Source organism: Janthinobacterium sp. CG_23.3 (genome assembly GCF_046115965.1).
Classification (GTDB): domain Bacteria; phylum Pseudomonadota; class Gammaproteobacteria; order Burkholderiales; family Burkholderiaceae_D; genus Janthinobacterium.
This window is the reverse complement of record NZ_JBJXIB010000152.1, coordinates 1-13,603: the sequence shown is the minus strand read 5'-3', so window position 1 is coordinate 13,603 and position 13,603 is coordinate 1. Positions and strand designations below refer to the sequence as shown.

14 protein-coding genes are annotated in these 13,603 nt (G+C 54.6%); 11 read left to right on the top strand and 3 right to left on the bottom strand.

Features of this window, described 5'->3' with window-relative positions:
- Positions 1-196 precede the first annotated feature (196 nt).
- Positions 197-1,228, bottom strand: a complete 1,032-nt coding sequence (gene mobQ, locus ACFDR9_RS24510; RefSeq protein WP_409032652.1) for a MobQ family relaxase — start codon at positions 1,226-1,228, stop codon at positions 197-199.
- 184 nt (positions 1,229-1,412) lie between these two features.
- On the opposite strand from mobQ, the gene ACFDR9_RS24505 reads away from it, so the two are divergent.
- Positions 1,413-1,739: a mobilization protein gene (locus ACFDR9_RS24505; protein WP_198292127.1), complete on the top strand. Its 327-nt coding sequence runs from the start codon at positions 1,413-1,415 to the stop codon at positions 1,737-1,739.
- A 17-nt stretch (positions 1,740-1,756) separates the two neighbouring features.
- Here ACFDR9_RS24505 and ACFDR9_RS24500 read toward each other — a convergent pair whose 3' ends face one another.
- Complete coding sequence (locus tag ACFDR9_RS24500) at positions 1,757-2,890, bottom strand: sensor histidine kinase KdpD (protein ID WP_198292126.1); 1,134 nt, start codon at positions 2,888-2,890, stop codon at positions 1,757-1,759.
- A gap of 975 nt (positions 2,891-3,865) precedes the next feature.
- Between ACFDR9_RS24500 and ACFDR9_RS24495 the strand changes: the two genes are divergently transcribed.
- From ACFDR9_RS24495 to ACFDR9_RS24465, 7 genes are all read left to right on the top strand, one after another.
- Positions 3,866-4,675, top strand: coding sequence for a RepB family plasmid replication initiator protein (locus ACFDR9_RS24495; protein ID WP_017879781.1), 810 nt, complete (start codon positions 3,866-3,868; stop codon positions 4,673-4,675).
- Positions 4,675-5,070 (top strand): antitoxin VbhA family protein, encoded by a 396-nt coding sequence (locus ACFDR9_RS24490; RefSeq protein WP_017879780.1) that lies wholly within the window; start codon positions 4,675-4,677, stop codon positions 5,068-5,070. The genes ACFDR9_RS24495 and ACFDR9_RS24490 overlap by 1 nt, the downstream gene beginning before the upstream one ends.
- Complete coding sequence (locus ACFDR9_RS24485; RefSeq protein WP_157407096.1) at positions 5,070-5,684, top strand: hypothetical protein; 615 nt, start codon at positions 5,070-5,072, stop codon at positions 5,682-5,684. The genes ACFDR9_RS24490 and ACFDR9_RS24485 overlap by 1 nt, the downstream gene beginning before the upstream one ends.
- Positions 5,685-6,684: 1,000 nt before the next feature.
- Positions 6,685-7,185 (top strand): IncQ-type mobilization protein MobB, encoded by a 501-nt coding sequence (locus ACFDR9_RS24480; protein WP_409032651.1) that lies wholly within the window; start codon positions 6,685-6,687, stop codon positions 7,183-7,185.
- An 11-nt stretch (positions 7,186-7,196) separates the two neighbouring features.
- Positions 7,197-8,102 (top strand): RepB family DNA primase, encoded by a 906-nt coding sequence (locus ACFDR9_RS24475; protein WP_409032650.1) that lies wholly within the window; start codon positions 7,197-7,199, stop codon positions 8,100-8,102.
- A gap of 118 nt (positions 8,103-8,220) precedes the next feature.
- Entirely contained in the window at positions 8,221-9,117 is an 897-nt protein-coding gene (locus ACFDR9_RS24470) for a plasmid-related transcriptional repressor protein (RefSeq protein WP_409032649.1), read from the top strand.
- 124 nt (positions 9,118-9,241) lie between these two features.
- Entirely contained in the window at positions 9,242-9,667 is a 426-nt protein-coding gene (locus ACFDR9_RS24465; RefSeq protein ID WP_409032648.1) for a PilZ domain-containing protein, read from the top strand.
- A gap of 167 nt (positions 9,668-9,834) precedes the next feature.
- Here ACFDR9_RS24465 and ACFDR9_RS24460 read toward each other — a convergent pair whose 3' ends face one another.
- Positions 9,835-11,055 carry an HD-GYP domain-containing protein gene (locus tag ACFDR9_RS24460; protein WP_409032647.1) on the bottom strand — a complete coding sequence of 407 codons (1,221 nt, stop codon included), beginning with the start codon at positions 11,053-11,055 and terminating at the stop codon, positions 9,835-9,837.
- Between the two features lie 977 nt (positions 11,056-12,032).
- Between ACFDR9_RS24460 and ACFDR9_RS24455 the strand changes: the two genes are divergently transcribed.
- The 3 genes from ACFDR9_RS24455 to ACFDR9_RS24445 all read left to right on the top strand — a co-directional run bounded on the left by ACFDR9_RS24455 (position 12,033) and on the right by ACFDR9_RS24445 (position 13,519).
- Complete coding sequence (locus ACFDR9_RS24455; protein ID WP_409032646.1) at positions 12,033-12,545, top strand: hypothetical protein; 513 nt, start codon at positions 12,033-12,035, stop codon at positions 12,543-12,545.
- A gap of 117 nt (positions 12,546-12,662) precedes the next feature.
- Positions 12,663-13,067 carry a plasmid mobilization protein gene (locus tag ACFDR9_RS24450; RefSeq protein ID WP_409032645.1) on the top strand — a complete coding sequence of 135 codons (405 nt, stop codon included), beginning with the start codon at positions 12,663-12,665 and terminating at the stop codon, positions 13,065-13,067.
- Positions 13,064-13,519, top strand: a complete 456-nt coding sequence (locus ACFDR9_RS24445; RefSeq protein WP_409032644.1) for a relaxase/mobilization nuclease domain-containing protein — start codon at positions 13,064-13,066, stop codon at positions 13,517-13,519. Before ACFDR9_RS24450 ends, ACFDR9_RS24445 begins: the two co-directional genes overlap by 4 nt.
- Positions 13,520-13,603: the final 84 nt, after the last annotated feature.

The following is a 13,603-nucleotide window of genomic DNA, read 5'->3' as shown; positions in this document are numbered from 1 at the left end:
TGGAGGTGTAAGCCGGAACCCCAGAAAATTCCGTCACCAAAGCTAAAACTAGTCAGATTTATGCAACTTTGAATAAGTTACGGCTTATGTGACAACTCTTAGCAGCAAAACTTCTCGTTTTCTGATTATCACTTAACCGGTCGTTTGCATGACAGGTCCTGCGCTGACTCGAAACAGAAAAATCTGGGGTTCCGGCTTACACCCCCTTCTTTGGTCCTGGCAGCGCGTCCCGCTGCCGCTCTTGGGCAACCTTTTCCAGTTCGACCTTGCGCCTGGCTTCGCCCTGGGCGAATTCCACAGCCTGGCGTACCAGCTCGGCGCGGCGCTCCGCTTCGGCCTTCGCTGATCGGTCGGCCATGAATTTCGCGTGGAAGTCAGCGGCCCCCTTGCTGAGCACCTCCACGGCGTTGCATTCCCGCTTGGCTGCGGCTAAGTCGCCCGATAGGTCGATGATGCTTCGATTGACTTGGGCCAGCTCGCGTTCCTGGATGCCCTGGGCACGGGCCTCAAGCAACCGGGCGGCCACCTCTTCCTCAATGCGCTTCCCCACTTCGGTTCTGACGCCACGCCGCTCCATGCTGGTGACGAAAATACCCAAGTGGCTTGTCGGTGTCCGGTCGATGCCCTGATCTTTCAGGCTGCGATGATCGACCTGCACGTCGATGCCGTTTTCTCGCAAGCGCTCATTTGTCAGCACGGCCCACCTGGTGCGGACTGCATCGAGGTCGGCGGCGCGGTTGCGCCCTGCCTTCTCGGTGTCGAGCTTGTCGGTCAATCCCTCTGACCCCACCTTTCGGGTGGTGCGAAGGATATGGGCGTGGTGGTTGCGGCTATCGCCCTCCTTACCTGGTGCGTGAATCGACACATCCACGGCGCAGCCTTCCGCATTCGCCATCTCCTTGGCGAAGTCCACCGCCAGCCGTCGCCGCTCGTCGGGCGACAGCTCATCAGGCAAGGCCACCTCGAACTCACGAGCCACGCACGCATCCTTGCGGCGCTCGGCAGCTTCGGCAGCGTTCCACACCGCTGACCGATCCGTCGCCCATTCTGGCGCACCATCTGGCAACACCATATCCGTCGAGGCGATGCCACCCTTACGGGTGTAATCATGGACCTCGCCGGTACGCTTGTCAGTAATCTCACACCCAGCGCGATAGGCGGCGGCGGCGGTCGAACTTCGACCGGCTGACCGCGATATCGCTTTTACGCTGAGGTGGTAGATTGCCATGTGGTATCGTTTCTTCCTTTGTCGCGTAGCGACCGCACGAGTTGGCGCAGCCAACTCCTAAGTGCGCCCTTGCTCTATCGCTTTCGCTATTCGCTGGGCTATTCGCCACCTCCATTATAGCTGGCTTTACGTGACATAATCCGCTGCTATAGAATGCAAGCTCAACCCCACACCGAAGGCCAGCATGACAACCGCCACCGAAAAACCAGAAACCAAGAACTTAACGCCAATCGAGAAAGCACAACAGCGCGTCAAAGACTTAGAAGAAAAACTCAAACAGGCTAAGGCGCTTAAGCAGAAAGCCGAAGCACGTGTAAAAGCCGCAGAGAGCAAGCAAAACCGGGCAGCTGACACCCGCCGAAAAATTCTTGTCGGTGCCGCTATTCTCGCCAAGGTCGAGCGTGGAGAATGGCCTAAAGACAAAATGCTCGAAATGATGGGTCAGCAACTTACTCGGACGGATGATCGTGCTCTATTTGACCTTCCCGTGAATGAGAAAGTCGCATCATGAGGGAATGTCCAACCCTATCAAGTGGGCATGCTATGGCGAGGTAGATTAATCGTAAAGACACAACCAATGCCCTCAATATTGTGGACTGTAAGGGTGCCTTTGTTGGCTTCGACAGTTTTTCTTGCGATGGTAAGACCTAATCCGATTCCTGTGCGATCTGTACCAACCTGGGAAAAAGGCAAAAAAATTGTCTCAGTAGTCCCTACCTTCAAACCACCGCAATGATCTTTTACGTCGATGAGTATTCGATCACCTTGCGCGTAAGCCGTTAACAACACTTCTGAACCTGGCTGTGTAAATTTGAAAGCGTTTTGCAGCAAGTTAGCTACAGCGGCGATTAGCAAATCCTGCGTACCTCGGACAGCCAGATCAATATCAACCGGAAGCATACGAAGTGAGCAACCGTATGCTTTTGCAGATAACGTAGCGCCGTCGTAAATTTTTGCGATGAACTCAGCAAGAGAGAAAGAGTCCAACGCCGTACCATCAGGTTCGAATATACGCACATCTTCTACTGTGGCCGTAATAAGCTTATGAAGGCTACTGAGACTACGCTTGAGGATCGAACCAGTAGCACCCGTCAAGCTGAGATTGCCTGCTTCAGCGGCTGCAAAAGCGAGTGAAGCCGTTCCTAGCAGATTTCGAAGCTCGTGGACGAAAAACCCCATCCGTCGATTATTTTCCTCTGCATTTTTAGCTACTTGAAGGGCATCTCTTTGAAAGCTAAATTCCGTCACAGCATCGGAAATGGCATTGTCCAAGCAGCGATTTAAAGTACGGAACTCATCAACGGAAAAAGGAGCATCACGCTCGACAGCTAGATCCGTGATTGACTGACAAAGATCACCATAGTCATGCACAACCTGATCCACAGTTAGTCCTAGTCCCAGCAAGTCTTTCCCGTGTTGAGCAGCTGAGGCACCCACTTCTGAAAGCGCAACGCCGCCACCCGCTGGGCCAGAAATCAACTCACTTTTGAGTGGTTCGGAACTTTGTTCAACTCGGAGGGTTCTGATCAATTGATCGATAAGTAAAGGAATACCGTCTTGAAGCTGTACTTCTGTCGCTGAACGACCGGGACGATTCCCTACCTTGTCACGACACCTTTTCGCCAGTTCGTCACGGTTGTTAGCCAAAAAGTGATGCAACATAAAAACACTCCTCAAGCATGAAACCGCAGATGTGCAAAGCAATCTTGACGATTCTTCATGATACATCAGGGACCAGCGGCCTGAGTCCAGGTATGGCTGCAAGCATGTTCCTCCCGTTTTCCCAATCGGGTGAAAACAGAACCGGCATCGACTTAGGACTCACAATCGCAAAGCAAAGTGTGAATGCAAACAGCGGGACACTGACAGTTGAAAATCTTCCTGCCATCGGCTGCATTTTCAAAATTAGCTTGCCTCGACACGCAATGCCAACCTAAGTTCATCACGCCAGGTTACATATCAACTTCGGTCTAGCCGGAGGGTACGTAGCAAGCTCAAAGGCCAACTCGACACCTTAGCGCGCGGGCGTCCCCGCTTGCTTGCGCACCGATGAAAAAGCCATCGGCACGCCCGGTTAACTTTTTACCCCGATAAATCGAAAACCGGAAAACCAACCCCAACAGCACTCCCCTGGCCGCTCCAAAATTTCGACATGTCGAAATTCTCACCTACCATCGACCTACAAGCAGGGGTAACGGACAGCTGCGCAGCCTGGTCAAGCCTGCTGCCGCGTCCCGTGAGGGCGCGGGGTTTCGGCAGGCGCTCACGGTAAGCAGGTACCCGTAGCCCCGGCTTGCCGGGGTGAGGCGGTAGCCCCCGCACCGGTAGGTGTGCCCGTAGGGCAGGGCGTATCCCGCCGAAGGTCTGCGAATCCGGCTGCTGGCCGTCGCGTTACGCGGGGGCCTTTTCCTGCCCCCTCAGGGGGCCTAGAGAAGTGCGACCTACACGCGTAAGCGTCGGGAGTAGCTTTTAAGTCCTTTTACGCTCCGAATTCCCTTTTAAATTCATGAGGTTGCAGACCTAACTATGACATTTTTCCGGTTAACTATGACATTTTTCCGGTTAACTATGACTCTAATTGACGTGTCATTTAAAGTCTGTAGAATGACATTTCCTGATAATGTCATTTGAGCCGTGATGAAGAAAACTGAGCTTGTCGTAAAGTCGAATCGCTTGATCGAAGCCAGCTACCGGCTGGGCTTGAACGAGCAGCGCATCATCCTGTACGCGATCTGCCGGTGCCGTGAGGAACAGAAGGGGTTGTTCCCTGATCTGCCGATCACGATCACTGCTGACAGCTTCCTAAAGCAGTTCCCTAGCGTGGAGAAGGGGAGCGTTTACGGCCAGCTCAAGGAAGCCATGAACGCCCTCTACAGCCGCAGTGTCACGATTCACGACACCGACCCGGCTACGAAGAAGGCGCGGGTGCGAGAGACGCGCTGGCTTAGCGAGAAGGCGTACATCGACGGCGCAGGACACATTCAGATCGTGTTTACTCCAGAGGTCATCAAGTACATCACGCGCCTGGAGGTTGAGTTCACGTCTTACCAGCTGGAGAAGGTCGGTCACATGACCAGCGCGCATGGCGTACGCATATACGAGCTACTGGCCCAGCACAAGGACGTGGGTACACGCACGCTTAACTTGGTGTGGCTGCGTGAAGCGCTCCAGCTGGAGCCAGGCGAGTACAAACTGACCGCCGATTTCATTAAGCGCATCATCGAGCCATCAGTCGAGCAGATCAACAAGCACAGTGACATCACAGTGAGCTACAAAGCCAAGAAGACGGGCCGCGCCATCACGGACTTTGTGTTCAAGATCAAGGACAAGGAACGTAAGGCCAAAGCTACCAGCACGACCAGCGATCAGGCCGTCAGGGAGAAGCTGGAGGCTAACGGCCAACAGCGTATCCCCACCACTACACAAGACGATAACGAGGATTTTTGATGCAATTCACCTATGAAATTCTCCCACGCCCGGTCGAGCTGGGCGGCGGCTGGCGGCTGCGCCTCCTGGAAGATGACGTCGAGGTCGGGGGCGGCGTGTTCCCGCCATCTGAATTCGCGGACAATGAAACTGACGCTTTGCGGCTTGCCCACTTCGATGCCGAAGAGGAGGCGTACGCCTGGCTTGATTCCAGGGACACGGTTGTGGCTGATCCAAATGCCCAAGAGCTTCAGCGCCGCCGAGCAGCTGTCGAATTCGCCCTTGCCAATGTGGGGCTATCTGGCTTCACGATATCGGAAGCAGAGCAGGATCGCATGCGCCGCTTCGTCGACGGTGGCATGGGCCTCGATGAGTTTGTCAAAGGCTTGCCGAGTCACGCCAAAGGGGAAACGTGATGGATGCCGAAGACCTGGGAGCACTGTACGGCATGGCGCTCAAGCAGCAGGAAGCGGCCACTGACGCACTAAACGAGCTTGCCAAAGAACGTGCACAGCTAAGCGCAACCATCGAGGCACTACAAAACACATCCAGGAGCATCCAGAAGGCCGCAGGGGACGCCGCAGCTAAGGCAGTGACAGAAACCCTTGCACAAGCACCCAAAACGGCTCAAACGGCCTTTGATGCGGCTACTGGTGCCCTCGATGTCGCCGCCGGCAAGGTGCGCACCGCCGGCGCCTGGCTCACCTGGCAGTTTGCCCTGGTGTTCATCCTGGTTGGCGCGGCCGCGGTGCTCACCAACTACGCGATCGGCTACTTTACGCAGAGCCAAATCACAGACCTGCGCGTGGAGAAAGCCGCGCTGCGCCTCGAGAAGGCCGAACTGGAGGCCAACATCGCGGATCTGGCCAAGCGCGGCGGGCGCATCAAGCTTTCCACGTGCGGCCCCGCCAACCGACTGTGCGTGCAGATCACACCCAAACAGGGTAGTGCACCGATACAATCAGACTTCCAAGGGGCATGGGTTAGCGAAGACAACAAAAACCGGTTTGTTATCCCGCTTGGCTACTGAATTCAATTGATCCGTAAATTACTTTCCATTCTGATGACATCAAAATCCACAACTGTCGATCACCGACTTGCCTTTTCTGAGCGGCTAAAATCTTCTTTGGAATCGGCTGCGGTCCCGGTTACCCCTACCGAGTTATCACGCCATTTCAACCATCGCTCCGGAGAGGCAAACAAAGTTACTGTTCACGCTGCACGGAAGTGGTTGATCAGTGAGGCAATACCAACCCAATCGAAGATAGTTTTACTAGCTTCCTGGTTACAGGTTAGCCCTGCCTGGCTTCGGTTTGGCGAGGATAGCGGCTATACCGGCAGAGATGAGTCAGGGTCCCTACCAGGTGAATTGCCAAGATCGGCCTTGGTCTTGATTCACGATATTTTGGATTTACCTGAAGCAATGCAGGTCGTAGTGCGAGATTTGGTAAAGTCACTGTCTCGTAGCGTTCATCAGTCTTTAGCGCGCTAAATTCACCGGCTAAAATCTGGCCCATCCTTCTTGGAGGTGTAAGCCGGAACCCCAGAAAATTCCGTCACCAAAGCTAAAACTAGTCAGATTTATGCAACTTTGAATAAGTTACGGCTTATGTGACAACTCTTAGCAGCAAAACTTCTCGTTTTCTGATTATCACTTAACCGGTCGTTTGCATGACAGGTCCTGCGCTGACTCGAAACAGAAAAATCTGGGGTTCCGGCTTACACCCCCAGCCTTGAGGCGACGCGTAAAGCGCCGACCAAGGGCGAAATCGAGGGTGGCGTACGAACCGGCAAGCCATCGGCGCGCCAGCAGTTACAGCAGCTGTGCGACGGTGCGGCCAAGGGGTGCCGCAGCTTCACCCAATATCAAGAACGGCTGGAAGCTGTGGGTGTGGAGTTGGTGCCGGTGCTCCAGCTCCAAGGCGCGAAGGTCTCCGGCCTGTCCTACCGGCTGGACGGCGTGACCATGAAGGGCTGCGACTTGGGTAAAGCTTACAGCCCGGCAGGGCTGGCAAAACGAGGGGTTACATATGAGCAAGATAGAGACTTTGCGGCAGTCCGCAGCAGCATCGAACGAGACGCGGTTAGAGCGTTTGGCAGTCCAGATCGAGGCAGTGAGGCAAGCCAGGCACCAGAGCGTGGAGGATTTGGCCACGGCGCTGGAGCCACTGGCCCAAGCGATGGCAGCGTTGGCCGACGAGACGCGGCAGACGCTGGCCGAGATCGAGCGCAAGAGTCGGGAGCAAGGCGAGACGTTCACACGCCAGCTAACGGAATCGGTGGAGGGCTACAAGGACGCAGCGAAAGAAGCGAACAAAGCCGCCAAGAGCTTGGACAAGGCAGGCCAGAGAATGGAGTGGACGCATTACGCCCTAGCCCTGATGACGGGGTTGTTTGCAGCGGCGCTCGTGAGCGCGTTTTGGCTTTGGCTGAACCCGCCCAGCATCAAGAACTCACTGGACGCGGAAGCGGTAGCGGAGGCTCTGAAACCCGCCGTGATCGAAGCCTTGAAGCGATCCAAAAACAAATAAAAGCGCTGGGCGTGGCGCGCTTCGACGTTGGCATCCGCGAGCCAAGGACCGGTCAAATGATGAATCGCGAATGGAGCCGCGCCGAAGTGGAGCAGTCCGCCGCATGGCTCAAGCGTATGAACGCCAAGGGCAACGATGTGTATATCCGACCAGCCGGGGATCATGGATTGGTGCTTGTTGATGACATCAAGCTGGAAGCGCTGGAGCGCATGAGGGCGGACGGCTTTGCATCCGCTGCGACGATAGAAACGTCTCCGGGAAACTATCAGGCATGGGTCAAGATCTCGGATAAGCCGCTATCCGCCGAAGCTAGACGCAGTGCAGCGCGCGGGCTGGCAAAGCACTACGGTGGCGACATGAACAGCGCTGACAGCCGGCACTATGGGCGGCTGGCTGGCTTCACCAACCAGAAGCCGGAGCACACCCGAGCTGGCCGCCAGCCCTACGTGTTGGCCCACGACTGCACCGGAAAGGCAGCTACGGCCGCACCAGAGTACGTGGAGCGCATCGAGCAGGGGCTGGACAAGGATGAGGCTAAGAAAGAGCGCCAGAGGCGCCTAGAGGCCCTCCAGACGCCCAAGCCGGGGTATGGCAGCCACGATCCTGTGCGCGAGTATCAAAAACAGGCTGTGCGGCTTCTGGAGAGGTTTGGCGAAGGTGCCGACCTATCCCGTGTTGACTGGATGATTGCGCAGGATATGGCGAAGTCTGGCCGCTTCACCGTGCAAGATATCGAGAAGGGCATCCGGGAGTGTTCCCCGAACGTGGAAAGCCGCAAGACAGGCCACATCGAGGAATACGCCCAACGCACGGCAATGAACGCTTGGAAGTCGCCGGAGGTGCAGCAGCACCAGTACGAACAAGCCCAAGAGCAGGCCCGACAAGCGAAGCGCGACGGCCCGAGCTGGAGCCGTTGAGCTTTCCCCTGCTGCGCAGCAGCGGGGGCGGTGTGTAGGAGGTAGTATTCGGACGGCACTGGTCGGGGCGGACACCCCGGCCAGTGCCTAACCACCAACCAAGAAAAGGACTTGATTTATGGCTGATAGCAAGGATAACGCGCCCCGGCGTAAGACGTTGGACCAGATGTTGGAAATCACCAAGCAACGCGGTGCGGCAGGGCTTGAGATGGCAGAGCAAAAGGCAGCAGAAACGCCGCGCCAGATGTTCTTGCCGGGGTTTGACATTGGAGCTTTTCCTAACCACCTAAACCGTTCCAGTTTCATAGCTCCGATTGCACGCGGTCGACGAAAATTTCACCGGCAGACTGAAATGGTCACTCGCAAGGATTGCGTGCTGGAATATACCGGCGAGCAACTGGACGAAGCGGACGGCGACCTCATCATGGCCCTGATCGCCTTTGCGCAGCCCTACCCGATAGGGACACCCGTACCGCTCCATCGTGCTGAGTTGCTACGCAAGCTTACTCGCAGCAACGGCAAAACACAGTACGAATGGCTGCACCGTCGCATCAAAGCGCTGACCGAGGCTACCTTGTTTCTTGAGGCGAAGAAGCCGGACGGCTCGACCAGGTACAGCATCGGCAAAACAGTTTCGTTCCGCATCGTCTCAGGGTTCACCTACGACGATGATGCGGAGACGTACAGCTACAGCATTGATCCTCGGTGGGTTCAGATGTTCGGGAACAGGGAATACAGCTTGATCGACTGGGACAAGCGGATGCAGATTGCGCGCGGGCAGGATATGGCCAAGACCTTGCAACGGTTGGTGGCTACATCCGCCGACCAGGTGCAGAGGTACGCGTTGGACTGGCTCAAGGACAAAATGGAATATGCCGGGCGAATGCGAGACTTCCGGGACGCTATTACCCGCGCCGTGAATGAGCTGGAGCGACTGGAGATTGCGAGTGGCAGGATCGAGGACAGCACCAAGGGTAAGCCTCAGCTGGTCCTCCATCTCCAAACAGTGGCATAGCGGGGGTTCCAGGTGCAACGGATAACTTATGACACGCTCAAAAACATACATGCCGGAGCTTTGCTCAAGCGCCAGCCTTTCATGAGAACCACTTGGCGGGACTCTCCAGATTGGCGTTGTAGCAATGGCTTTGCAGCCTCGCCTATGGCCTCCACGGGCCGCGTCAGAGGCTCCGGCGAGGGATTCGCCCACCGATATTGTTGCCGTAAATGGATATGCCTTGAATGAAGTGACCACTCCGAATTTGCGTCAGACTGCCCGCAAAATATTGCGTTGCAAGGCGCTCGTTCGGATGGAAAATGGCAAAATTGTGACAGGCAGAACCTTAGATATTTCGGTAGGCGGACTATGCCTTGTGCTTGAAAATTCGCTGCCTGAAAAGCTTCTATGTGAGGTGAGGCTAGAGTTTTTTTTGGACGGAAAATGTACTCGGATTCAATCAAAAACGCGGGTAGTGAGCTGCATTTGCACGAACCATACCTACCGTGTGGGGCTACAGTTTTTAGTCATTGACCCCAAGCAGGTAGACATCATTAGCAGGATTCTTTAATCGTCCAGTTGCTTACGGGGGCGAACGTGGTTGAGATTTGCAATTTGTCTGCACCTCTGCCAAACGCACCAGAAGATATCTCCATTGAGCCAGTGTCATTATTCCGTCGGACGATGCTGTAGTCAGGGAAATTTGCCATACCCCCGGACAGCCGAAACACCCCCGGCTTATGTTGACTTGACTGCAAGATTGCCGGCCCACAATTTTTCAATAACTTCGCTTGGAAAGCGTTCACGATCTTCAGAACCCACCACATAATCATCATTAGTATTAGCCAAGTCAACAAGCTCAGCCGGTAAAACGCATGCAGATGCTGCGCAGTAAAAAATTTTAACCCATGGCCGGGTGTAGCTGTTTCTGTTTTGCTCGACCACAACGGCAAGCTTTTCCGATTTAAGACGTACCAGCGATCCTATTGGATAAATGCCGACAACTTCGATAAATGCTGATAGTACTTTGGGGTCGAAGTGGCCTTTCCAGGAAATCATCTTTGCCAGAGCGTCGGCAGGGTCCCATCCACGTTTGTAGGGACGGTTGGAAGTAACGGCATCATACACATCGCACACGGCCGCCATGCGTGCCATCAGCAAAATGGCCTTTCCGGCTTGCTTATGTGGATAGCCACAACCATCCATACGCTCATGATGATGGAGGCAAACTTGACGGACGCGGTCGCTTACGCCTCCATTGAGGAGCGCGTCAAAACCGTGCTCGGGGTGGCGCTTGATCGTTGCAAACTCCTCTTCGCTGAGGGTGCTCGGTTTGTTAAGGATTTCTAGAGGAATCTTGGCCTTACCAATGTCATGCAAAAGACCGCTGAGTCCAGCTTCACGTACATCGTTTATTGGTAGTTTCATGGCCTTAGCTAAGGCTACCATCAAGGCGCAAACTGCCACCGAATGCATGTAGGTATAATCGTCACCAGCTTTCAAACGTGACAGACTGATCAGGGCGCCAGGGTGCCGTTCCACCGAACAGACGATATCATCAACCAGGCCAGTACAAATGGAAGTGTCCATGACCTTGCCGAGTCGAGCATCCGAAAACATAGAAATGATCAATTGGCGCGCCGTTTTACATAGCCCAGCTGCATTGATCAGCTCTTCGTCCAATGTGAGAGCAGAACGGTTCCTGTTTTGTACAGCCGCTTGAACAACCGCAATCTCATACTGCACTACAGCCGTCGGGGTCTCTATATCCAAGCCCAGGTTGGTGTCGATCCAGCATTCCTTCAAGCCACTACTGAGCGCGAGACGCAAGTCGTCCGCGTTGACTAGTTTGAAACGTGAGCTCCAAAAAGGACTAGCAAACCAGCCTCCTTCAAATCCAGTTAGGTACATACCTAGCTTAAGTTCATGTACTGGGATCTTTTTTATGTTCGTTGTCATGGCGTTCGGTCCGTTTTTATCCACCCGCAGAGGCACGAAAGGTACGCCAATTTTCTTGAGGTAAAAGCCTATTCTATACTTTCCTGGAGGTAATTTGGCTCATGTGTCGGCGGTCCCATGCGAAAATGGATTCACCTGCTCCAGCTCGGCCCCTGATCCTTCTTCGGTTGCGCTGCCCTTCCCGCTCTTGGGGGTGTAAGCCGGAACCGCCGAATTTTCCGCCAAGAGCGAAAAGCTAGTGCTGGCGCGACCTGTCGCCAAACAGATGTTTTCCGGTGTCACCATGCCAAAGGCCGAACCGGTATGCGCAGCCGGGGGAAATTTGTACGGAAAACCATGTCGGATAGCTGTAGCAACCGGAAACCTTGCTTGCGACGTTTTCCGACGGAATTTTCGGCGTTTCCGGCTTATACCCCCGCTCTTGGGCGGCGATCCTCTCCTGCTCTACCTTCCGGGCCGCGTCGTTCTGGGCACGCCCACGCCTGGTGGGCCAGCCGTCATTTGGAGCGTCTGGCATCGGCATAGCGTCGCGCCCTCATCGGCATAGCGTCGCGCTTTATCGGCATAGCGTCGCGCTTTATCGGCATAGCGTCGCGCCCCACCTCCACAAGCCTTTGATTTCATTGAAGAAAACAGGGGTTTTTTTCCTTCTACCTTCTTTCTACCTTCTTTCTACTAGACGCACCCTGTGGATAACCCACCGACCGAGCAGGGCGAGGTCGGTATTTGACACACCGCCCCCACCACTGCGTGGCAGGGGAAAGGTAAGGCGGTCAGTCCATCGCCGGGGAGTGGACATAGTGTCGGGGGTGGCATAACGTTACGGTTAGTTTTAGGTAAATGTAGGTAATTTATCCGCCTAAACACATTATTATATCCGCGCAACATATAAAAATATATCTGCGCAACATATAAAAATATATCTGCTTAAATTGATAAATTTATATCCTATCATCGGATATAATATACGCATATTAATGGATAAAAAATTATCCACATACAAAGATAAAAAGGTATCCGCTATGCAGTTTAGAGAACAGGGAAAGAAAATCCAATGCATCCGGTCAACGTATGATTCGGCCGTCAAGCGCAGCCATCAAAAGGTGGTTGGTGCATTTGATCGATACACGGATAAATTGCCATCTGTTGGGCTGGAGGTTTTGACCAATGAGGAGAGGCTGGAGTTGGGGGTGTGGTTTGATGCCCGCCATTTAGTCAAGATCGAGCGGATTAATCAGTATCGCGTAATGAGCGCGGCATTGTTACTGGCTCAACTGGGCGAGTCCATCAAGGCCATGGGGGAGGCGATGACCGATTCTGAGGTCAATGCAACCTGGAGCGCTTTGAATGATGTGGGGAAGGCTTTGCGTAAGGCTGGGCACCCAAAGCCAATGCGCGACCGTTTGGCTTCTGTGGTGTCGGGTCAGGCTGATCTTCTGGTCTGTGCAGAAGAGCCTGCCCCTGCTGTTCTGCTACCCACATCGACGTAGTGTATGATATAGGTATCTGCTAGATTAGCTGGTTAGAAGCAAGCCATGTTTTCGCAAGCGAAAACTAGCCTCTTCCCTTCGGTCATCGCCCCACTCGCTACGCTCGGAGGGTTGTAAATGCAACAGCCAGAACCAGAACCGGACGGCACCGCCGCGCCTAGGCGCGGGCGAGGTGGTCGTCCAAAAAACGAACCCGGCACGGTACGCGATGTGACCATCGGCGTGCGCGTGTCGCGGTCCGAATTCGATGCCTTGAAGATCAAGGCGGACGCCATGAGCGTGACGCCAGCGCATTGGTTGCGCCAGGCCGCTTTATCGCGTCGTCTCCCGGCACCCCCGGTTCCAGCAATCAATCGTGAGGAATACGCCGACTTGGCGCGGCTTTCAGCAAATTTGAATCAGTTAGCCAGGGCGGGGAACGAAGGCCGGAATGTCGTGATAAGCGACAGCCTAATTGAGAGTCTGCGTGTGGAAGTTAACCAGTTGCGGCTTGCACTAATTGGCATGAAAGGCAGTGAATGATTGCCAAGGCAGTGAAGGGAAAAGGCTTCCGTGGTGCGTTGGAATACGACCTCACGAAGGAGCAAGGCCGCGTCATTGACAAGAACATGGCAGGGGAAAATCCGCGTGAACTTGCGGCAGAGTTTGGAGAAATTCGTAAGTTAAGGCCAAACTTGGGCAAGGCTGTTTTGCACGTTTCACTGTCCGCCGCACCGGGCGAGATCATCACTGATGACCAGTGGCGTGAGATTGGGAGGCGGTATATGGAGGGCATGGGCTTGGATAAAAACCAGTTTGTGATGACCCGGCATACCGATACTGAGCACGAACACATCCACATCTTGGCAAACCGTATCCGTTTTGACGGCAGCGTGACCAGCGACAGCCAGGACTACAAGCGGCAGGAGGTCATCATGCGCGAACTGGAGCGAGACTACGGGTTGCAACGGGTTCCTCCGAGCCTGGAGGTGTAAGCCGGAACCCCAGAAAATTCCGTCACCAAAGCTAAAACTAGTCAGATTTATGCAACTTTGAATAAGTTACGGCTTATGTGACAA

Bases quoted from the DNA above. Each gene is read 5' to 3' on its own strand.
- ACFDR9_RS24450 (WP_409032645.1), top strand. From the start codon at position 12,663: ATGCAACAGCCAGAACCAGAACCGGACGGCACCGCCGCGCCTAGGCGC.
- ACFDR9_RS24470 (WP_409032649.1), top strand. From the start codon at position 8,221: ATGGCTGATAGCAAGGATAACGCGCCCCGGCGTAAGACGTTGGACCAG.
- ACFDR9_RS24490 (WP_017879780.1), top strand. From the start codon at position 4,675: ATGCAATTCACCTATGAAATTCTCCCACGCCCGGTCGAGCTGGGCGGC.
- ACFDR9_RS24465 (WP_409032648.1), top strand. From the start codon at position 9,242: ATGGCTTTGCAGCCTCGCCTATGGCCTCCACGGGCCGCGTCAGAGGCT.
- ACFDR9_RS24445 (WP_409032644.1), top strand. From the start codon at position 13,064: ATGATTGCCAAGGCAGTGAAGGGAAAAGGCTTCCGTGGTGCGTTGGAA.
- ACFDR9_RS24505 (WP_198292127.1), top strand. From the start codon at position 1,413: ATGACAACCGCCACCGAAAAACCAGAAACCAAGAACTTAACGCCAATC.
- ACFDR9_RS24495 (WP_017879781.1), top strand. From the start codon at position 3,866: ATGAAGAAAACTGAGCTTGTCGTAAAGTCGAATCGCTTGATCGAAGCC.
- ACFDR9_RS24480 (WP_409032651.1), top strand. From the start codon at position 6,685: ATGAGCAAGATAGAGACTTTGCGGCAGTCCGCAGCAGCATCGAACGAG.
- ACFDR9_RS24500 (WP_198292126.1), bottom strand. From the start codon at position 2,890: ATGTTGCATCACTTTTTGGCTAACAACCGTGACGAACTGGCGAAAAGG.
- ACFDR9_RS24455 (WP_409032646.1), top strand. From the start codon at position 12,033: ATGGATAAAAAATTATCCACATACAAAGATAAAAAGGTATCCGCTATG.
- ACFDR9_RS24485 (WP_157407096.1), top strand. From the start codon at position 5,070: ATGGATGCCGAAGACCTGGGAGCACTGTACGGCATGGCGCTCAAGCAG.
- mobQ (WP_409032652.1), bottom strand. From the start codon at position 1,228: ATGGCAATCTACCACCTCAGCGTAAAAGCGATATCGCGGTCAGCCGGT.
- ACFDR9_RS24460 (WP_409032647.1), bottom strand. From the start codon at position 11,055: ATGACAACGAACATAAAAAAGATCCCAGTACATGAACTTAAGCTAGGT.